General features: G+C 73.1%; 15 protein-coding genes. 9 read left to right on the top strand and 6 right to left on the bottom strand.

Going from position 1 to position 17,039, the window contains the following annotated elements; genetic code table 11:
- Positions 1–69 precede the first annotated feature (69 nt).
- From EF879_RS01620 to EF879_RS01595, 6 genes are all read left to right on the top strand, one after another.
- Positions 70–1,356, top strand: a complete 1,287-nt coding sequence (locus EF879_RS01620) for a glycosyltransferase 87 family protein (RefSeq protein WP_123555226.1) — start codon at positions 70–72, stop codon at positions 1,354–1,356.
- Positions 1,353–1,868 (top strand): fluoride efflux transporter CrcB, encoded by a 516-nt coding sequence (gene crcB, locus EF879_RS01615; protein ID WP_233604162.1) that lies wholly within the window; start codon positions 1,353–1,355, stop codon positions 1,866–1,868. Before EF879_RS01620 ends, crcB begins: the two co-directional genes overlap by 4 nt.
- On the top strand, positions 1,862–2,230 hold the full coding sequence (locus tag EF879_RS01610) for a CrcB family protein (protein WP_370375430.1): 369 nt from the start codon (positions 1,862–1,864) through the stop codon (positions 2,228–2,230). The genes crcB and EF879_RS01610 overlap by 7 nt, the downstream gene beginning before the upstream one ends.
- 70 nt (positions 2,231–2,300) lie before the next feature.
- On the top strand, positions 2,301–2,936 hold the full coding sequence (locus EF879_RS01605) for a phosphoribosyltransferase (protein WP_123553925.1): 636 nt from the start codon (positions 2,301–2,303) through the stop codon (positions 2,934–2,936).
- Between the two features lie 19 nt (positions 2,937–2,955).
- On the top strand, positions 2,956–3,345 hold the full coding sequence (locus EF879_RS01600; RefSeq protein WP_123553923.1) for a zf-TFIIB domain-containing protein: 390 nt from the start codon (positions 2,956–2,958) through the stop codon (positions 3,343–3,345).
- Between the two features lie 170 nt (positions 3,346–3,515).
- Positions 3,516–4,238, top strand: coding sequence for a maleylpyruvate isomerase N-terminal domain-containing protein (locus tag EF879_RS01595; RefSeq protein ID WP_123553921.1), 723 nt, complete (start codon positions 3,516–3,518; stop codon positions 4,236–4,238).
- A 116-nt stretch (positions 4,239–4,354) separates the two neighbouring features.
- Here EF879_RS01595 and dnaB read toward each other — a convergent pair whose 3' ends face one another.
- Positions 4,355–6,889: a replicative DNA helicase gene (dnaB, locus tag EF879_RS01590; RefSeq protein ID WP_123553919.1), complete on the bottom strand. Its 2,535-nt coding sequence runs from the start codon at positions 6,887–6,889 to the stop codon at positions 4,355–4,357.
- A 482-nt stretch (positions 6,890–7,371) separates the two neighbouring features.
- Between dnaB and EF879_RS01585 the strand changes: the two genes are divergently transcribed.
- On the top strand, positions 7,372–9,669 hold the full coding sequence (locus EF879_RS01585) for a hypothetical protein (protein ID WP_123553916.1): 2,298 nt from the start codon (positions 7,372–7,374) through the stop codon (positions 9,667–9,669).
- A gap of 169 nt (positions 9,670–9,838) precedes the next feature.
- On the opposite strand, the gene rplI is transcribed toward EF879_RS01585, so the two are convergent.
- From rplI to rpsF, 4 genes are all read right to left on the bottom strand, one after another.
- Positions 9,839–10,288 (bottom strand): 50S ribosomal protein L9, encoded by a 450-nt coding sequence (gene rplI, locus EF879_RS01580; protein ID WP_123553914.1) that lies wholly within the window; start codon positions 10,286–10,288, stop codon positions 9,839–9,841.
- Positions 10,289–10,302: 14 nt separating this feature from the next.
- Positions 10,303–10,542: a 30S ribosomal protein S18 gene (gene rpsR / locus EF879_RS01575; RefSeq protein WP_123553912.1), complete on the bottom strand. Its 240-nt coding sequence runs from the start codon at positions 10,540–10,542 to the stop codon at positions 10,303–10,305.
- A 42-nt stretch (positions 10,543–10,584) separates the two neighbouring features.
- On the bottom strand, positions 10,585–11,103 hold the full coding sequence (locus tag EF879_RS01570; protein ID WP_199736097.1) for a single-stranded DNA-binding protein: 519 nt from the start codon (positions 11,101–11,103) through the stop codon (positions 10,585–10,587).
- Between the two features lie 74 nt (positions 11,104–11,177).
- Positions 11,178–11,468: a 30S ribosomal protein S6 gene (rpsF, locus tag EF879_RS01565; RefSeq protein ID WP_123553910.1), complete on the bottom strand. Its 291-nt coding sequence runs from the start codon at positions 11,466–11,468 to the stop codon at positions 11,178–11,180.
- Between the two features lie 948 nt (positions 11,469–12,416).
- Between rpsF and EF879_RS01555 the strand changes: the two genes are divergently transcribed.
- Positions 12,417–13,196 carry a deoxyribonuclease IV gene (locus EF879_RS01555; RefSeq protein ID WP_123553906.1) on the top strand — a complete coding sequence of 260 codons (780 nt, stop codon included), beginning with the start codon at positions 12,417–12,419 and terminating at the stop codon, positions 13,194–13,196.
- Positions 13,197–13,205: 9 nt separating this feature from the next.
- Positions 13,206–15,470, top strand: coding sequence for a hypothetical protein (locus EF879_RS01550; protein WP_370375429.1), 2,265 nt, complete (start codon positions 13,206–13,208; stop codon positions 15,468–15,470).
- Positions 15,471–15,501: 31 nt separating this feature from the next.
- Here the strand turns inward: EF879_RS01550 and EF879_RS01545 are convergent, their stop codons facing one another.
- A complete protein-coding gene (locus tag EF879_RS01545; protein WP_123553904.1) occupies positions 15,502–16,995 on the bottom strand; it encodes a glycosyltransferase family 87 protein in 1,494 nt (497 codons plus the stop codon).
- Positions 16,996–17,039 lie beyond the last annotated feature (44 nt).

The following is a 17,039-nucleotide window of genomic DNA, read 5'->3' as shown; positions in this document are numbered from 1 at the left end:
CCGCCGACCGGGGCGGGCCGGCTCTGGCGGCGGGCCGACGAGGCCGCCGGCGGGCTCGCCGCCGACCTCGTGCTCTACGCGCTCTCCACCGCGTTCGCGGCCGTCACCGCCGCCACCTCCACGCTGCTGCCGCACCGGGCCTGGGGATCCGTCGCCGCCGTCGGCTACCTCGTCGCCACGGTCGCGGTCCTCGGCCAGCTCCTCGTCCGGCGCCGCCGCCCCGACTCCCCGCTGGCCGGCGTCACCGGCCGGGCCGTCCTGGTCGCGCTCACCTGGGCCGGCACCGCGCTGCTGCCGCTGGTGTGGCAGGCGGTCGAACGGGCCGGAGGCCGGCTCGACCGGGCCCAGGAGGAGGTCGTGGTGGTCGAGCACGCCGGCGCCCGGCTCCTCGAGCATGGCACGCCGTACCTCGGGCGGGACGCGATCGCGGCGCTGCCGGTCGACGAACGACTGCTCGGGTACACGCCGTACCAGCCGGGAATGGCGATCTTCGGCCTGCCCCGGGCCGTCGCCGGCGACGCCTGGTGGACCGACGCGCGGGTCTGGTTCGCGGTCGGCACCGCCGCCGCCCTGGTCGGCGCCGTCCTCCTCCTGCGCCGGCCGCCCCGGTCCACGGCACCCGAGCCGTCCGTCGCACTCCCGGCCGGCGCCCTGGTCCGGGCGGTGCAGCTGGCGACCGTACTCCCGGTCTGCGCCCTGACCCTGGCGACCGGCGGCGACGACCTGCCGGTACTCGCCCTCTGCCTGCTCGCCCTCGCCTGCGCCGCCCGGGACCGGTACCTCGGCGCGGGGCTGGCCGTCGGCCTGGCCGCCGCGTTGAAGCTCTTCGCCTGGCCGGTGATGCTGGTGCTCCTCGTCCACGCGGTCGTCCGGAGCCGACCCCAACCCGGCCGGCCCGCGCGCTGGTCGGTCGGGCCGCAGTTCGCCGTCGCCGCGCTCGGTCTGCCGGTCCTCGCGCTGGTTCCGGCCCAACTGGTCGACTCGGCGGCGCTGGTCGAGAACGTCCTGCGCTTCCCCCTCGGCGACGGGCTCGTCACCAGCCCCGCCCAGTCGCCGTTCCCCGGCTACCTGATCGCCCAGGCGCTCCCCGGCGGCCGCGGCATCGCCACCGCGCTGCTGGTCGGGGCCGGACTGCTGATCGCCGTCGTGCTCGTCCGCCGTCCGCCCCGCACCGCCGCCTCCGTCGCGCTCTTCTGCGGGTACGGCCTGCTCACCGCGATCCTGCTGATGCCCGCCACCCGCTTCGGCTACCTGCTCTACCCGGTCGCGTTCCTGGCCTGGGCACCCGCCCTGCGTACCCCCGACCCGCGACCCACCTCCGGCACGGCGGCCACCGCCCTGGCCACCGCCTCGTGACCCCGAACCGGCCCGGCGGGCCGGAGCCGTCGCCCGGCACCGAGCCCCACGTACCCGTACCGCCACCCGGCACCGAGCCCGTCGCGGCGCGGCCACCGGCCGGCACCGGCGGCACGTCCGGCCGGCCCCGCTGGGACGTGGTCGCGGTCGTCGCCCTCGGCGGGGCACTCGGCTCCACCGCCCGGTACGGCCTCGCCGTCGCCTGGCCGCACACCCCCACCGGTTTCCCCTGGGCGACCCTGGTCACCAACCTCTCCGGATGCGTCCTGATCGGGGTGCTGATGCAGGTCATCGCCACCCGGATCACCCCGCACCGGCTGGTCCGCCCGTTCCTCGGCACCGGGGTGCTCGGCGGCTTCACCACCTTCTCGACGTACGCCGTCGAGACCCGGGGACTCCTCGCGGCGGGCCGCCCCGGGCTCGCCCTCGGCTACCTCCTCGGCACGCTCGCCGGGGCGCTCGCCGCGGTACGGCTCGGGATGTGGGCGGTGGATCGGGTCCGGTCATGCTGACCTGGCTGCTGGTGGCGCTCGGCGGGGCGGCCGGGGCGGCCTGCCGGTTCGGGATCACCTGGCTGGTCGAGGTTCGTTCCCGGCCCACGCCGTGGGGCACGTTCGTGGCCAACCTGGCCGGGTCGTTCCTGCTCGGCCTGCTCGGCGGGCTGGGCGCCGCCCTGCCCGGCTGGGTCGCCGCGCTCCTCGGCATCGGCTTCTGCGGCGCCCTGACCACCTGGTCGACCTTCGCCCACGAGTCCGTACGGCTGGCCCGCACCGGCCCCGGCGGGGCGGCTCGGGCACTGCTCATCATCGCGGCCACCCTCGCCCTCGGCCTCGGCGCCGCCGCCCTGGGCTGGCTCCTCGGCGAACGGCTCTGACTGATTCCGGCCGCGTCCCTTTCTCCGCCGTCCGCCAGCACGCCGGCCTGACAGGGCGTAAACCTGAGACGTGGACACCACGTACCGGGACCGGGCCGAGGCCGGAGCCACCCTCGCCGATCGCCTGGGATCCCTCGCCAACCGGTCCGACGTCATCGTCCTCGGGCTGGTTCGCGGCGGCGTACCGGTGGCGGCGGCCGTGGCGGAACGCCTCGCCGCCCCGCTCGACGTCCTCGTCGTCCGGAAGCTCGGGGTACCGATGGCGCCGGAGCTGGCGTTCGGGGCCGTCGGACCGGGCGGGGTCCGGGTGCTCAACGAGGAGATCGCCGAGCGGCTGGAACCCGACGAGGTGGAGGAGGTGGTCCGGGCGGAGACCGCCGAGCTGCGACGCCGCGAGGAGCGGTACCGGGGCGGTCGGCCACCGCTGCGGCTCGATGATCGGATCGCCGTCGTCGTCGATGACGGGCTCGCCACCGGTGCCACCGCTCGGGCCGCGGTGGGGGTCGCCCGGAAGCTCGGCGCCCGACGGGTCGTGGTCGCCGTGCCGGTCGGCGCGCCCGAGTCGTACGACCTGCTCGCCCGGACCGCCGACGAGGTGGTCTGCCCGCTCCGGCCGGCCGAGTTCGGCGCGGTGAGCCGCTACTACGAGGACTTCCACGAGGTGTCGGACGACGAGGTGGTGGCGGCGCTGACCGGCTCGGGGTGACCCGACCGGGTACCGTCGAGTGATGCAGCTGACCTGTCCGAAGTGTCGTGGCGAGATGCGGCAGTACGAGCGCAGCGGCGTCACGATCGACCAGTGCACCGAGTGCCGTGGCATTTTCCTGGACCGAGGCGAGCTGGAAAAGCTCTTCGAGGCTGAGGCCAACTGGCACCAGCAGCAGGCTTCCCGGCCGCCCCAGCCCTCGCACGTACCGCCCGCGCCCGGCGGGGGCTACGTCCCGCCACCGCCGCCGGCACCGCACCAGTCCGGTTACACGGCGCCGAGCCACGTCCCGCCGCCGCCACCGCCCGCACATGGCTACCCGGCGCCAGCCTACGGTCACCCGTACGGCTACCACGGACACCACCGGCCCAAGCGTCGCAAGAGCTTCTTTGAGGAGCTCTTCGACTGATCGGCCGCCGACCGGTCCCGCCGCCCGACCGGCCGCGAGCCCCCGTGAGCGGAAGCGCGCCCACGCGTCACCGACGCCCGAGCGCCGCCCGGTCACGGGGCCGGCTCCGGCCGGTTTCGGCCGGGGGTAGGGTACCCCCGGCCGGGCGGCGGGGCTGGGAGGAGGTGCGAGTGAGCAGACGGAACGGGCCCGACGGCGGGCGCTCCGGCACGGGGTCGGCAGAGCGGGTACGCCACCACGGCGCGCTCGCGCGGACGTACGCGGCGATCACGGCGACGGTGGACGGCCTCGCCGACGCCGACCTGCTGCGGCCGACCCGCTGCCAGGGGTGGTTCGTCGTCGACCTCCTCTTCCACCTCACCCTCGACGCCCAGCGGGCCCTGGTCGCGCTGGCGACCCCGGCGGACGGGCCGCCCGACGTCGACTCGGTCAGCTACTGGCGCCACTCCGGCGGCGGGGACGCCAGCAGCCGGCACGCCGCCTGGGTACGTCGCTGCGCCGCCGCCTTTGACCGACCGAGCGGGGTCGTCCGACTCTGGTCCGACACCGCCCCGGCGGCGGTCCGGGCGGCCGGAGCCGCCGACCCGGCCGGGCACGTCGCCACCCAGGGTCACGTGCTGACGGTGCCGGACTTCGTCGCCACCCTGGTCACCGAGGCGGTGGTGCACCAGCTCGACCTGACCGTGGCGCTGCCGGACGCCCCGGCGCCCGATCCCGCCGCGGTTCAGGTCGCCGTCGCGACCCTCGACGGGCTGCTCAGCGACGACGCGGTACGCCCGCCGGACTGGTCCGACGTCGACTACCTGCTGAAGGCGACCGGCCGGCTGCCGCTGACCGGGCACGACCGGCTGGTCCTCGGCGAGGCGGCGGGCTGGTTTCCGTTGCTCGGCTGAGCGGCGGTCCACGCCCGCCCGCCGTCCGCCCCACCGCGGGGACACGCAACCCCTCGGGGCCGCCGGTCCACCGTTCCGGCTCCGCCGTACCCGGGGAGGCCGACGCCGGTCCGGATTCAGACGACCGCCATGTCGACGAAGCGGGACAGGTGGAGCTGAGCGGCCACGGTGATGGTGTCCGTGGGGCCGTTACGGTGTTTCGCGACGATGAAGTCCGCCTCGCCGGCCCGGGGCGACTCCTTGTCGTAGTAGTCGTCGCGATGCAGCAGGATCACCACGTCCGCGTCCTGCTCGATAGATCCACTTTCCCGGAGGTCCGACAGTTGGGGCCGCTTGTCGGTCCGCTGTTCCGGGCCGCGGTTCAGCTGGCTGACCGCGATCACCGGGCACTCGACCTCCTTGGCCAGCAGCTTGAGACCCCGGGACAGCTCCGCGACCTCCTGCTGCCTACTCTCGACCCGCTTCGGCGAGGTCATCAGTTGGAGATAGTCGACGACGATCATCTTGAGGTCGTGCCGCTGCTTGAGCCGTCGCGCCTTCGCCCGGATCTCCATCAGGTTCATGTTCGGGGTGTCGTCGACGAAGAGCGGCGCCTCGCTGATCTCGCCCATCCGGCGGGCGAGCTTGGTCCAGTCGTCGTCGGAGAGCTGCCCACTGCGCAGCACGTGCAGCGGCACCCGAGCCTCGGCCGAGAGCAGCCGCATCACGATCTCGACCTTGCTCATCTCCAGCGAGAAGATCGCGCTGGCGCAGTTGTAGCGGATGGCGGCGTTCCGGGCGAAGTCCATCGACGCGGTCGAGTTGTGGGTCGGGACCATCCCGCGACCGGCCAGGTAGAGATGGTCGGGGTTGTCGACCGTCACGCAGCGGACCGGCACGCTCGGCACCGGGCGGACCGCCACGATGTGCCGGACCCCGGTCCGGGCGGCGTCCTCCGGGCGGCAGCGCTCCCGGTGCGCCGCGCGCTTGTGCTCGAGGCGGAAGACCACGTCCGCCGTGCCGAAGGTCAGGATGTACGCCGTCGACGCCTCCGCGGGCCGCCCCGACACCCGCTCCTCGGTCATCGCGCAGCCGTAGCCGAGGCTGACCACGAGTTCCCGTACGTCGCACGCGAGCCGGCGCGACCTCGTGGTGAACCGGAGGTCACCGGAGGGCGCCACGGTCCCGCCGCGGTCCATCAGGCCGGCGAGCAGCGCCCGCCGTTGGGATTCGGCGGCACGCAGGTACGCGGCGGGGATGTGCCGGTCATCCAGGACACCCAGCGATCCGAGCAGGGCCAGCCATTCCGAGCCGGCGGGGCACTCCGGGCAGCGGTGGCCGGTGGACGTTCCGGCCTGGCCGGGGGTCGCCGGCGCGCACGAGGCGCAGCCGGAGCCCGACGGGCCGTCGCCGAGCCACAGGCCGAGGGTGTACGGGGGGACCGGCAGCTCGCGTACGGGCAGGTCCAACGGCGCGCAGTTCCGCACGGCGTGGTTGAACCGGTGGTCGTCGGTCCACAGGGTCGCCCGGATCTGTTCCGTGGTGACGACACCGTCCTCGGTCGCGTCGGCGGCGGTCACCGGACGTTCCGCCACGGCGAGCCCGCCCGTGGTCGGCAAAGGACCGTCGTGGGCCGGCGCCGCCCACCCGACGCGGGGCCTGCCGACCGACGCCGCGGCGTGGAGTGTCCGATCTGGACCGGACGTCCCACGTCGCTGCGGGTGACTCGCCTCGGTGGTCGTCTTCCACAGGTGCTCCGCGTCGGCGACGATCACCGAACCGTCCGAGAACTCCACCTCGTAGCAGGGGCGGCCGTACCGCACCTCGAAGGCGGCGGTGACGGTCGTCGGCCGGCCGTCGGCGCCGAGCAGGCGGTCACCGACCCTGACCTCGCCCATCGTCGTCCAGCCGTCCGGAGTGGGCAGTGGGGTGTCCAGGGCGAGCGCCTTGCCGAGGCCGGGTCGACCCGCGACGACGATCAACTGGCCGGGGTGCAGGCCGTTGAGCAGCCGGTCGAGATCGGTGAAGCCCGTCGGTACGCCGGACATCACCCCGCCCTGCGCGCCGACCGCCTCGATCTCGTCCAGCGTCGGCTGGAGCATGTCGGCGAGGACCGCGAAGTCCTCGCTGACCCGCCGTTCGGTGACGTCGTAGATCGCCTGCTGGGCCAGGTCGACGATGTCGTCGACGTCCCGGCCGCCACCGTTGGCCGCTCCGTAGCCGAGCTGGACGATCCGGGTGCCGGCCTCGACCAGGCGGCGCAGCACCGCCCGCTCGCCGACGATCCGCGCGTAGTACGCGGCGTTCGCCGCGGTCGGCACGCTCGCGATCAGCGTGTGCAGGTAGGGGGCGCCGCCGACCCGGGCCAGGTCGCCGGAGTCGGCCAGCGCGGCGGCCACGGTGATCGCGTCGGCCGGCTCGCCCCGCCCGTACAGGTCGAGAATCGCGTCGAAGATGGTCGCGTGCGCCGGACGGTAGAAGTCACTGGACTTCAGGATCTCCACGACGTCCGCGATGGCGTCCTTGGAGAGGAGCATGCCGCCCAGGACGCACTGCTCGGCGGCGATGTCCTGGGGTGGGGTCTTGTCGAACTGACCGTCGCGGGGAGCGGGAACGTCGGGTGGCGGCGAGGTGGACCGTGACCCGCCGCGGACATCGTCGGTGATCGACACCGGACTCTCCCCCCTTCCGCCTGCCCGGCCCGGTCCCTCGCGGACCACCGCCGTACCACAGTCTCCGGACCCGACGCCTCGGGCCCCGGACCGACCCCGTCGCGGGCGGCCCTGGCACCGGTCGAGCCGGCGCCGTCCAGGCGGCCCCGGCGGTCCGCGACCGGGGGAAGTCGGGGCGACATGCGAGGCCAGGGCGCAACGATACGTAAGCCGAGGTCAGCCGCTCAATAGCGGCGGTGGACGGAGTTCGGGACAACCTGTGGACGGCCGACGGCGGGATGTGCACAGCCCTGTGCACAGGTTGTGGAAAACTATTGGGGAAGATCATCCACAGCCGCCCTGACCTGCGAAAACTCGGTCCCCATCGTGTGGAGGAAAGAAACCTGCTCATTCGGGGTCAGCCGTACGGCGTATCATCAGGCACCGACTATCTTCCGGACGGCTACTCGCGATCGACTTATCAGAAGGGTCACGCTGCGGCCGTGGACCATCGGAACCGGGGGCGGGGTGAACTCGCCCGACACGAGCGGCAGGAGGGTGCCGGCTGGGGCGACCCCCTCACCGGCCAGCCGGCGGAGCCCTATTCACGTCCCGAGGGCAGTTACCGCACGCCGAGCCGGCGCCTTGCCCGAGACCGTGGTGCCCCGGAACCGACCGACACCTACACCCCGTCCTGGGCGCTGACGACCGAGGAATCCGGGCCGGAACCGACCGCGCCGAGCACGTCCGGCGAATACTGGCGTGCCTTCGGATCCTGGCGCGCCGACGCGTGGCCGGACGACGCCGACGCTCCGGCGTCGGAGTCGGGCCGGCACCACCGCACCGAGTCCGCCCCGGGGAACGGCATCGCCGGATCGACGTCGAAGACGGCGTACGGCTGGGGTGCCGAGACCCCTGGGAGTCGCCGCCGGGTCCGGACGGCCGACGGATGGCGCGACAGCGACGCCACACCCGACGAGGACGTGGCACTGGGCGTGGACGGGTGGCGACCGAGTGTCCGCACCGGGAACGACCCCGGGCCTGCATCGGGCGGCCTCGACCGGTACGCGGAGCGCACCGCCCCGGCCGGGGGCGGCCGGCACGCGGAGGACGCCCTCGACCGCTGGCGCCGGGTCGACCGGGCCGGGGACGGCGAAACCGAGGACGGCTACCTCGACGACCGGCCACGGACGGTACGACGCCACCGTGGGTCGGGCTCGGCGACCGAGAGCACAGCTGGCGACCGCGATGACGAGGGCGGATTCCCGGCACCGAGCCGGGCGGACACCTCGGCAGGTGACGACCGGGCCGCCGTGGACCGGTCGACCACGCGGGGCGGGTCGACCAGGCTGGCCGTCCGCTGGATGCGGTCGCCCGACGAGATCGACCCCGTCGACCGGAGCAGACGCCTCGCGGGCGGGGTGGACGCCACCGCCAGCCGGCGTCGCCATCGCGCTCCCGACGCCGAGCCGATACGCCGGCACCGCGACGACGCGTCGGGCGGCCGGCACAGCGATCCCGACCCTATGGGCCGGGCGGGCGTCGACCGGGGCGGACGGGGCCGGCACGCCTACTCCGACTCCGGCCGAGGCGACGCCGGTGACCGGTACGCCGACGCCGGGCTGGTGCCCCGGCACGGCGCACACCGGGACTGGTCGGCTGACACCATCCCCTGGGACCGGTTCAGCGACACCCACACCGGGATCCTGGAACGGGTAACCGACGACGACGAACCACGCGGCGGGCGCCACGCCCGGGACCGGGCGTCCGACGCCGAGGGTTCGGGGTCCGGCGGAATCCGGAGCGCCGACACCGGCTGGAGCGGCGGTGGTACCCGTACCGGCAGCACCGTCGGCGCTCGGAGGACCGGTCGCTGGGAGCGCGATGGTGAGTCCGACCGTTGGGACGGGTTCACCGACACCGGCCAGTGGGACCGGCTCACCGACACGACCGAGTGGCGCCCGGGAGAGCTGTTCGGCTCGGCGCGGGACGCCGGGAGCAGTTCGGCGCGGCACGGCAGGGACGGCGCGTCCCGGGACGCCGGGACTCGCCCGGGGCGGCACAGCGCAGACCCGGACGTCCTCGGGTCCGACGAGGACGGGGGCGGGATCTTCTGGTCCGGCACGCGGCTGGCCGAGGACGATCCGCGGTGGGTTGGCATCCCCGAGTCGGCGCCGAAGTCCCCGCCGGTCAACTATTCGACGTCGGTCGGCACCGCGTCCCGGCGCTCCCGCGGCACGGCGTCCCGACGCTCCGCCGAGCCGCCGCGGCTTCCCCGGCAGCGGAGCACCTCGGCGAGTCGGCGCCGCGACCGGACCACGACCACCACCGGGCGGGCCACGCGCTCGGCGACCTCACGCGCCGGAGATCCGCCCCGACGGTTCGCCTCGGAAGCCGCCCGGCGTCGCGCCGCGCCACTGAGTCGGCGTCTCGAGGACGACCTCCTCGATCCCCGGCCCAGTAGCCCGCTCACCGCCGCCCTGTACGCCGCCGCCTGGTACGCCGTACCGGTGCTGGCGCTGCTGGTGTGGGTGCTGACGCTCGACGCCGGGGTGCCGGTCAGTTGCATACCCGAACTCGCCGGGCCCTGCGAGTCCGAACGAGGTCGGGCCATGTCGGCGCTGCTCGACGCCCTGCCCCAGTTCGGGGTGGCCCTGGCGACCAGCCTGGTACTGGCCGTCCTGCTCCGCTGGGTGAACCGGAGCTGGGGGATGGTGTCGATCGGCCTCGCCGCCGCCGTGGTCGGTGGGGGGCTCTCCACGGTGCTGCTCAGTGCCATCAGTGGCGAACCGCTGGGCTGAACCCGCGCCACCGCACCGGGCCGGTCGCCATCGCCCGTGCCCGCCCGTCCACCGCCATGCCCGGCCGCCCGCGTTCAGGCCGGGCCGGACCCGACCCGCGCACTCCCCACGGGGCGAAAAGACTCAGGGGTGTCGGCCCGACGGGCCGACACCCCTGAACACGCCGGTACTACTTGCTGGCGACGACCTTCAGGTCGAAGGTGGCGGTCACCTCGGGGTGCAGCTTGACCCGCACCTTGTGGCTGCCGACCGACTTGATGGTGCCCGGCAGTTCGAGCCGGCGCCGGTCCAGCGTCGGCCCACCGGCCGCCTTGACCGCCTCGACCACGTCAGCCGGGGTGACGGAGCCGAAGAGCCGGCCGCCGTTGCCGGCGCGCGCGGCCAGGTTGACCTTGAGGCTCTCGAGCTGGGCCTTGACCTCGTTGGCGTGGCCGAGGTCCCGGATCTCGCGGGCCTCACGCGCCCGGCGAATGATCGTGACCTGCTTCTCCGCACCCTTGGTCCAGGCGATCGCGAAGCCCTGCGGCAGCAGGTAGTTACGGCCGTAGCCGTCCTTCACCTCGACGATGTCACCCGGGCCGCCGAGACCGGACACCTCCTGAGTCAAGATGATCTTCATAGGGGTGCCTCCTCTCAGCGGGCGCTGGCCGTGTAGGGCAGAAGCGCCATCTCGCGGGCGTTCTTGACCGCACGGGCGATCTGGCGCTGCTGCTGGGAGGTGACCCCGGTCACCCGCCGAGCGCGGATCTTGCCGCGGTCGGAGATGAACTTCCGCAGCAGCGCGGTGTCCTTGTAGTCGATGTAGGTGATCCCGTCCTTGTCGAGCGGGTTCACCTTCTTCTTCGGCTTGCGCAGTGCCGCAGCCTTTGCCATTGCTCTTGCTCCTGGTTAGCGATCTCGGGCGTTCGGGCCCGGTCAGAACGGGGGCTCGTCGTCGAAGTCTCCGCCCGGACCAGACGAACGCGAGGAGGCCGGGGCTGCGGTGGCCCACGGGTCGTCGAAGCTGCCTCCGCCCTGGCCGCCACCGGAGGAGCCAAAGCCGCCGCCGGAGCGCGACATCTTCTGCACCTTCGCCGTGGCGTACCGCAGCGACGGGCCGATCTCGTCGACCTCCAGCTCGATGACGGTGCGCTTCTCGCCCTCGCGGGTCTCGTACGTCCGCTGCCGCAGCCGCCCCGACACGATCACCCGGGTACCGCGCTGCAGCGACTCGGCGACGTGCTCGGCGGCCTGCCGCCAGACGGTGCACGAGAGAAACAGCGGCTCGCCGTCCTTCCACTCGCCGGAGGCCCGGTCCATGTACCGGGGCGTCGAGGCGACCCGGAACTTGGCGACGGCAGCACCGGACGGGGTGAAACGCAGTTCGGGGTCATCGGTCAGGTTGCCGATGACCGTGATGGTGGTGTCTCCTGCCATGACCATCTCCTCGCGCACTCATCCGTCCGGTCCAGGCTGCCAGAGCCGTACGACAGGACAGGTGAGGCTGATCCGGGCGTGCCGGAAACGCGTCAGTGCGTATCCGGCCGGATGACCTTGGTGCGCAGCACCGACTCGTTGAGCCGGAGCTGCCGGTCCAGCTCGGCCACCGCCGCGGGCGTCGCCTGCAGGTCGATGACGGCGTAGATCCCCTCGGCCTTCTTCTTGATCTCGTACGCGAGGCGCCGACGGCCCCACACGTCGAGCTTCTCCACCGAGCCACCCGCGTTCCGGATCACGTTGAGGTACGTGTCGAGCGATGGGGCGACGGTGCGCTCCTCGAGGCTGGGATCGAGGATGACCATGATTTCGTAGTGACGCAAGACGTGCTCACCTCCTCTGGGCTAGCGGCCACGGTCCTTCCGTGGCAGGAGGTCGTGCGTCGTTGCCGGACGGTTCGGGCGGGAACCCGCAGCGCCGCGGGCAACCCGAGCAGAATACCCGGTGTGCTGGTCCGGGGCCCACGCGGTCTCCGGCGCCGCGCCGGAGCTCCGGTCGACCGCCCCGCGCCGAGGGGCGCCGCCCGGCGGACCCGGCCCGGATGGCCCGAGGTGGCCGTCCGGAGCCGGTCCCCCGACCCCGGACGTCGTCCCGGCGGCGTACGCGGACACGAGGCGGACCCCGGCCGGGCGTCGTGGCCAGCCGGGGTCCGCTCTCGCGAAGCCGCGGGGCGCGCCCCGTCCGCATTCTCTGGGTGGGACCTGGGGAGGAACGACCACACCGACGACTTGGACGGGAAGCGCCCCGCGGAGCCTATTGTGTTGTCAGCTTAAGCGAAGAGCGTCCTTGTTGCAGGGAAAAGAGTAAATAGCCCGAATTGATCGACCGGCCGTTCCACAGGGCGGGGACGCGGCCCCGCCGAGTCGACCAGACCGCGGAGCACCACCGGCACCGTGTTCGGCGACACCCGGTGATCCTGAAGCCGGCCGCATCGGGACCAGGCGGCAACGGCTCCGTCTCGACGCGTACGGCCGACTCGGCGGGGAAGACCGGGACCGCCGCTCCGGGCCCCGACGACCGACGGCGCGCCAGCGAGCGCGGCACCGGCTCGACGACGTCGGGGCGACAGGGTCACGGACGGCTTCCTCTCTGGCGCGGATGCGGTCTCCACCGACGCCCGGACCTCGGGAATCAGGGATCTCACCGGGAGAAACGAGCCAGGACGCGGCCGGTGACGGTGCCCGGCAGCGCCGCCACCCACCTCGGCCGAGCCCGGATGCGTCGGCCCGCCGCTCCCCAACCGGTCGCCCCGGCGACGTAGGCTCGCCCTCATGCGTATCGGAGCCCATGTCGATGCCACGAATCCGTTGGACGAGGCTGCCCTACGGAAGGCGGACGCGGTCCAGTTCTTTCTCGCCGATCCGCAGAAGGACTGGAAGGCTCCCCGGCCCCGGCCCGACGCGGCGCTGCTGCGCGCCTCCGACGTGGACATCTACATCCACGCGCCCTATGTGATCAACCTGGCCACGACCAACAACCGGATCCGCATCCCGAGCCGGAAGCTCCTGCTCGGCCATGCGAGCGCGGCCGCCGCGCTGGGGGCGAAGGGGCTCGTCGTGCACGGTGGACACGTCAACGCGGGCGACGACCTCGCGGTGGGCTTCGACAACTGGCGCAAGGCGTTCGCCCAGGCCGCCGAGGTGGGCGGGTACGCCACCCCGATCCTCATCGAGAACACCGCCGGCGGCGACAACGCCTGTGCCCGGCGCTTCGACAACCTGGCGCGGCTCTGGGACGCCATCGGGGAGTACGACGTCGGCTTCTGCCTGGACACCTGCCACGCGTACGCGGGCGGCGAGGAGCTGCTCGGCATCGTCGACCGGGTCATGGCGATCACCGGTCGGATCGACCTGATCCACGCCAACGGTTCCAAGGGGGGCTTCAACTCCGGCCAGGACCGCCACGACAACCTCGGCAGCGGCGCGATCGATCCCGAGCTGGTGGTCGAGGTGATTCGCGCGGCCGGTGCGCCGGCGATCGTCGAGACGCCGGGCGGCGTCGACGGACAGGCCGCGGACATCGCGTACCTCCGCGACCGCCTGGGTCGGTAAGGGGCGGGAATGTCGACGGAGCAGTCCGGGCTGACGGAGCAGACGAGCGAGCCGACCGTGTCCCGGCCGGACGGACCGGACGCGGCGGCGGCGGAACCGTCCACGCCGCCGACGGGGTCGGAGCGGACCGAACGCCCCGGGACGACCACGGCCGGCGCGGAAGCACCCGGCGGAGGTGAGCCGCGAACCGCCGCCGAGCCGGACAAGGCCGGTAGGTCGGACCCGAACGGTGAGCCGGACAAACCTGGTAAGTCGGACCTGAATGGCGGGCCGGACAGGGCCGATACGCCAGACGCACGTGGTGAACCGGACAAGGTCGGTGCACCCGACCCCGGTGGTGCGCCCGACCCCGGTGGTGCGTCGGACACGGCCGCCGCCGGCTCCACGGCACCGGACGCCACCACGCCGGCCACGCCCGACACGGCGCCGGAGACCGCGAAAGCGGCCGACCCGAACGCGCCCGCGGGATCGGCAGCGCAGCCCGAGGCGGACGGACCGCCGGATCCGTTCGCCGCGTTCGGGCCGGCTCCCGAACCGGTGCCGGGCCGGTTCCGTCGGTTCGCCCGCGCGGTGGGGCGGGTGCTGGGGCACGAGTGGACCCTGGCAGCGCTGGCGAGTCTGGTCCTCGCCGTGCTGACGAACTGGCGGACGTTGCAGTACCCGCTGTACAAGCTGCCGCAGGACACCTGGGACCCGGCCCTCCAGGCCTGGCAGGTCGCCTGGGCCGGGCACATCCTGCTGACCAACCCGAACCAGCTCTGGCAGAGCAACACGTTCTTCCCCGAGAACTGGAGCTTCGCCTTCTCGGTCCCCCTGCTCGGGTACGCGCCCGCCGGCATGATCGGCCACGGGCCAGAGGCCGCGATCCTGCGATACAACATCCTCTTCCTGCTGGCCCACGCGCTCGCCACGTTCGGGGCGTACGCGCTGGTCCGGCAGCTCGGCGCGGGCCGGATCGGCGCCGCCGTGGCCGGGGTCGCCTACACGTACGCCCCGTGGCTGCTGGCGCAGGCCGGCCACCTGCACGTCATCTCCCACGGCGGCATCCCGCTCGCCCTGGCGATGCTGGCGCGCGGACACGGATGGTCGCTGCGCTCCGGCTACCGGCCGGACCGGCGCCGGCCCGGGTGGGTCTTCGCGGGGTGGCTGGTGGCCGCCTGGCAGCTCAGCCTCGGCTTCGGCATCGGCCTCGTCTTCGCGTACGTCCTGGCCCTGATCTCCGTGGTGGTGGTGTTCGGCTGGCTGCTGCGGCGCATACTGCGCCGACCGCGCCAGCCGGTCGGGTTCCGGATGGTGCTGGTCGACCTCCTCGGCGGCGGCATCTTCACGGCGGCCGGCATCCTGCTGGCGATTCCCCACTACAAGGTCGCCGAGCTGCATCCCGAGGCTCGGCGGACCGCCGCCGACCTCCAGGCGTACTCCCCACCGCCGAGCGGCTTCGTCACCGCACCCAAGGAGTCGCTGATCTGGGGATCGCTGCACGAGAACGTCCGGAACGGGCTCTCCTGGCCGCCGGAGATGACCCTGCTGCCGGGCTTCGTCCTCTACGCGCTCGCCCTCGCCGGGCTCGTCTTCTCGCTCTGGACCGTACGCCAGCGGCTGCTGCTGCTCGCCGGGGTCCTGGTCAGCGGCATCCTGGCCATGGGCACCGCGTTCTTCGGCGGCACCTGGACCTATCTGCCGCTCTTCGAGTACCTGCCCGGCTGGGACGGGCTGCGTACGCCGGGCCGGATCATGATCTGGACCACGCTGCTGCTGGGCATCCTCGCCGCGGGTGCGGTCGGCGCCTTCGCCGAACGCGCACGGCTGATCTCGGCGGCCGAGCGGGTGCCGCCGCGTCCGGGTCCGTTCCTCCGGTTGGTCACCCTGCTACCGCTGCTCCTCGTCGTGGTGGAGGGCCTCAACGCCACACCGCACGAGACGGTGCCGCCGCAGCCGGCGGCGATGCGGGTCGCGACCGGCCCGATCCTGGTGCTCCCGTCGAACCAGAACAGCGACCAGCAGGTGATGCTCTGGTCGACGAGCCGGTTCCAGGACATCGTCAACGGTGGCAGCGGTTTCATTCCGAACCGGCTGGCCGAGGTACGGCAGGTCACCGCGAACTTCCCGGACGCGGCGAGCGTCGATTACCTGCGCCGGATGGGGGTTCGAACCGTGGTGGTGCTCCGGGACCGGATCGCCGGAACGCCGCTGGAGGCCAGCGTCGACCTGCCGGTCGACGGGCTCGGTATTCAGCGGGAGGAGATGGGCGACACGGTGGTCTACCGGCTCTGAGCGTCACCGGGCGGACGGGCCAACCCGCGGGTCAGACGCGGACGGGTGCCGGTTCGGCCGGGCTGCGCAACCGGCGCAGCCAGCCCGCGTCCGGGGCGCCGTCGAGGACGCCGCCGTCGGGATCATCCGCGTAGGTGGCCCGGACCGGGTCGCGCTCCGGGTGCAGGATGTCCCGGATGATCAGTCCGCAGAGGACGGCGACGGTGATCAGCCGAAGGCTGGCGGCGAGGACGAAGACGCCCTCCGGGAAGACCGGCTTGCCGGAGGCGCCGAGAAGTTCCCCGTAGAACGCGACGAAGTAGCCGACCTCGGCGAACTGCCAGGCCAGGAAGGCGCCCCAGCGCGGCCGGGCCAGGACCACGAGCGGCAGCAGCCAGAGTGTGAACTGCTGGGACCAGACCTTGCTGAAGATCAGGAAGGCCGCGACCATCAGGAAGACCAGCGCGGCCAACCGGGGGCGGCGCGGCGCGAACAACGCCAGGGCGCCGATCCCGAGGAACGCCACCGTGATCAGGGCGTACGACAGCGTGTTCAGCGTGGGGATGTGGTTGCTCAGCCACTGGAACGGCCCCTGGTCACCCGGGGCGCCGCTGTTCCACTTTCCGTCGAGGTAGCGGCCGATGTACCAGAACGTCCCCCAGTCGATCGCCCGTTCGCTGTTGAGGTCGAAGAAGCGCCGCCAGTTCTCCGGATAGAGGATCGCCACCGGCAGGTTCACCGCGAGGATGGTGCCGACCGCCGTGCCGATGGTCGCCAGGGCCTGCTGGATCCGGAGGGTCCGCAGGGCGAGCAGGGCCAGCGGCCAGAGCACGAAGAGCGGCCAGAGCTTCGCGGAGGCCGCCAACCCGAGCAGGACACCGGCGACCACGGGTCGTCGTCTCGCCCAGGCGTACAGGCCGAGCGCGGCGAGCCCGATGACGAGGAGGTCCCAGTTGACGGTGGCGGTCAGCACCAGCGCCGGGGAGAGCGCGAACATCGCGGCATCCCAGGGTCGGCGGCGGCGCAGCGCGAGGATCATCGCCACGGTCGCCACCGCGAGAGAGCTGAGCACCAGGGCGTTCAGGTTGTAGAACCAGCGGGCCTGGTTGATCTCCGGGCGCTCCTCGCCGATGTCGTGCACGGGAAGACCGAGGACGCCCATGAAGAAGCCGGTGACGACGGGGTACTCGACCGGGTGGTCCCGGTACGGCACCTTCCCCTCGTGCAGCCCTTCCGCGTAGTAGAGCGCCAGGACGTCGGTGTAGCAGAACCGGGTGTACTGCATGTTGTTCTGCCAGGCGCCGGTCTGACAGGGGGACTTCTGCACCCAGTGCAGGGCCAGGGTCAGGCAGGTCAGGGCCAGCACGATCCGGGCCGCGGTCCGGAACCGGGCGCCCCACTGGGAGCCCCGCCGCTCGAACCCGGTCGCGTGCTCGCCGATCGGCCCACCGATCGCCTCGGAGAGCCCGCGGACGAACCCGTCCGACCGGGACGGGTGGTCGATTGTCTCGGGTTCGTCCATGCCAGCCGTCGACTGAGCGCTCATGAACAGGCATCCTGCCGTACCGGGGCGGGTTCCGTCCGACCCGG

Source organism: Micromonospora sp. HM5-17 (assembly GCF_003762835.1).
Lineage (GTDB): Bacteria > Actinomycetota > Actinomycetes > Mycobacteriales > Micromonosporaceae > Plantactinospora.
Note: the sequence above shows the minus strand (reverse complement) of the source record. Positions and strands in the feature narration are given on the sequence as shown.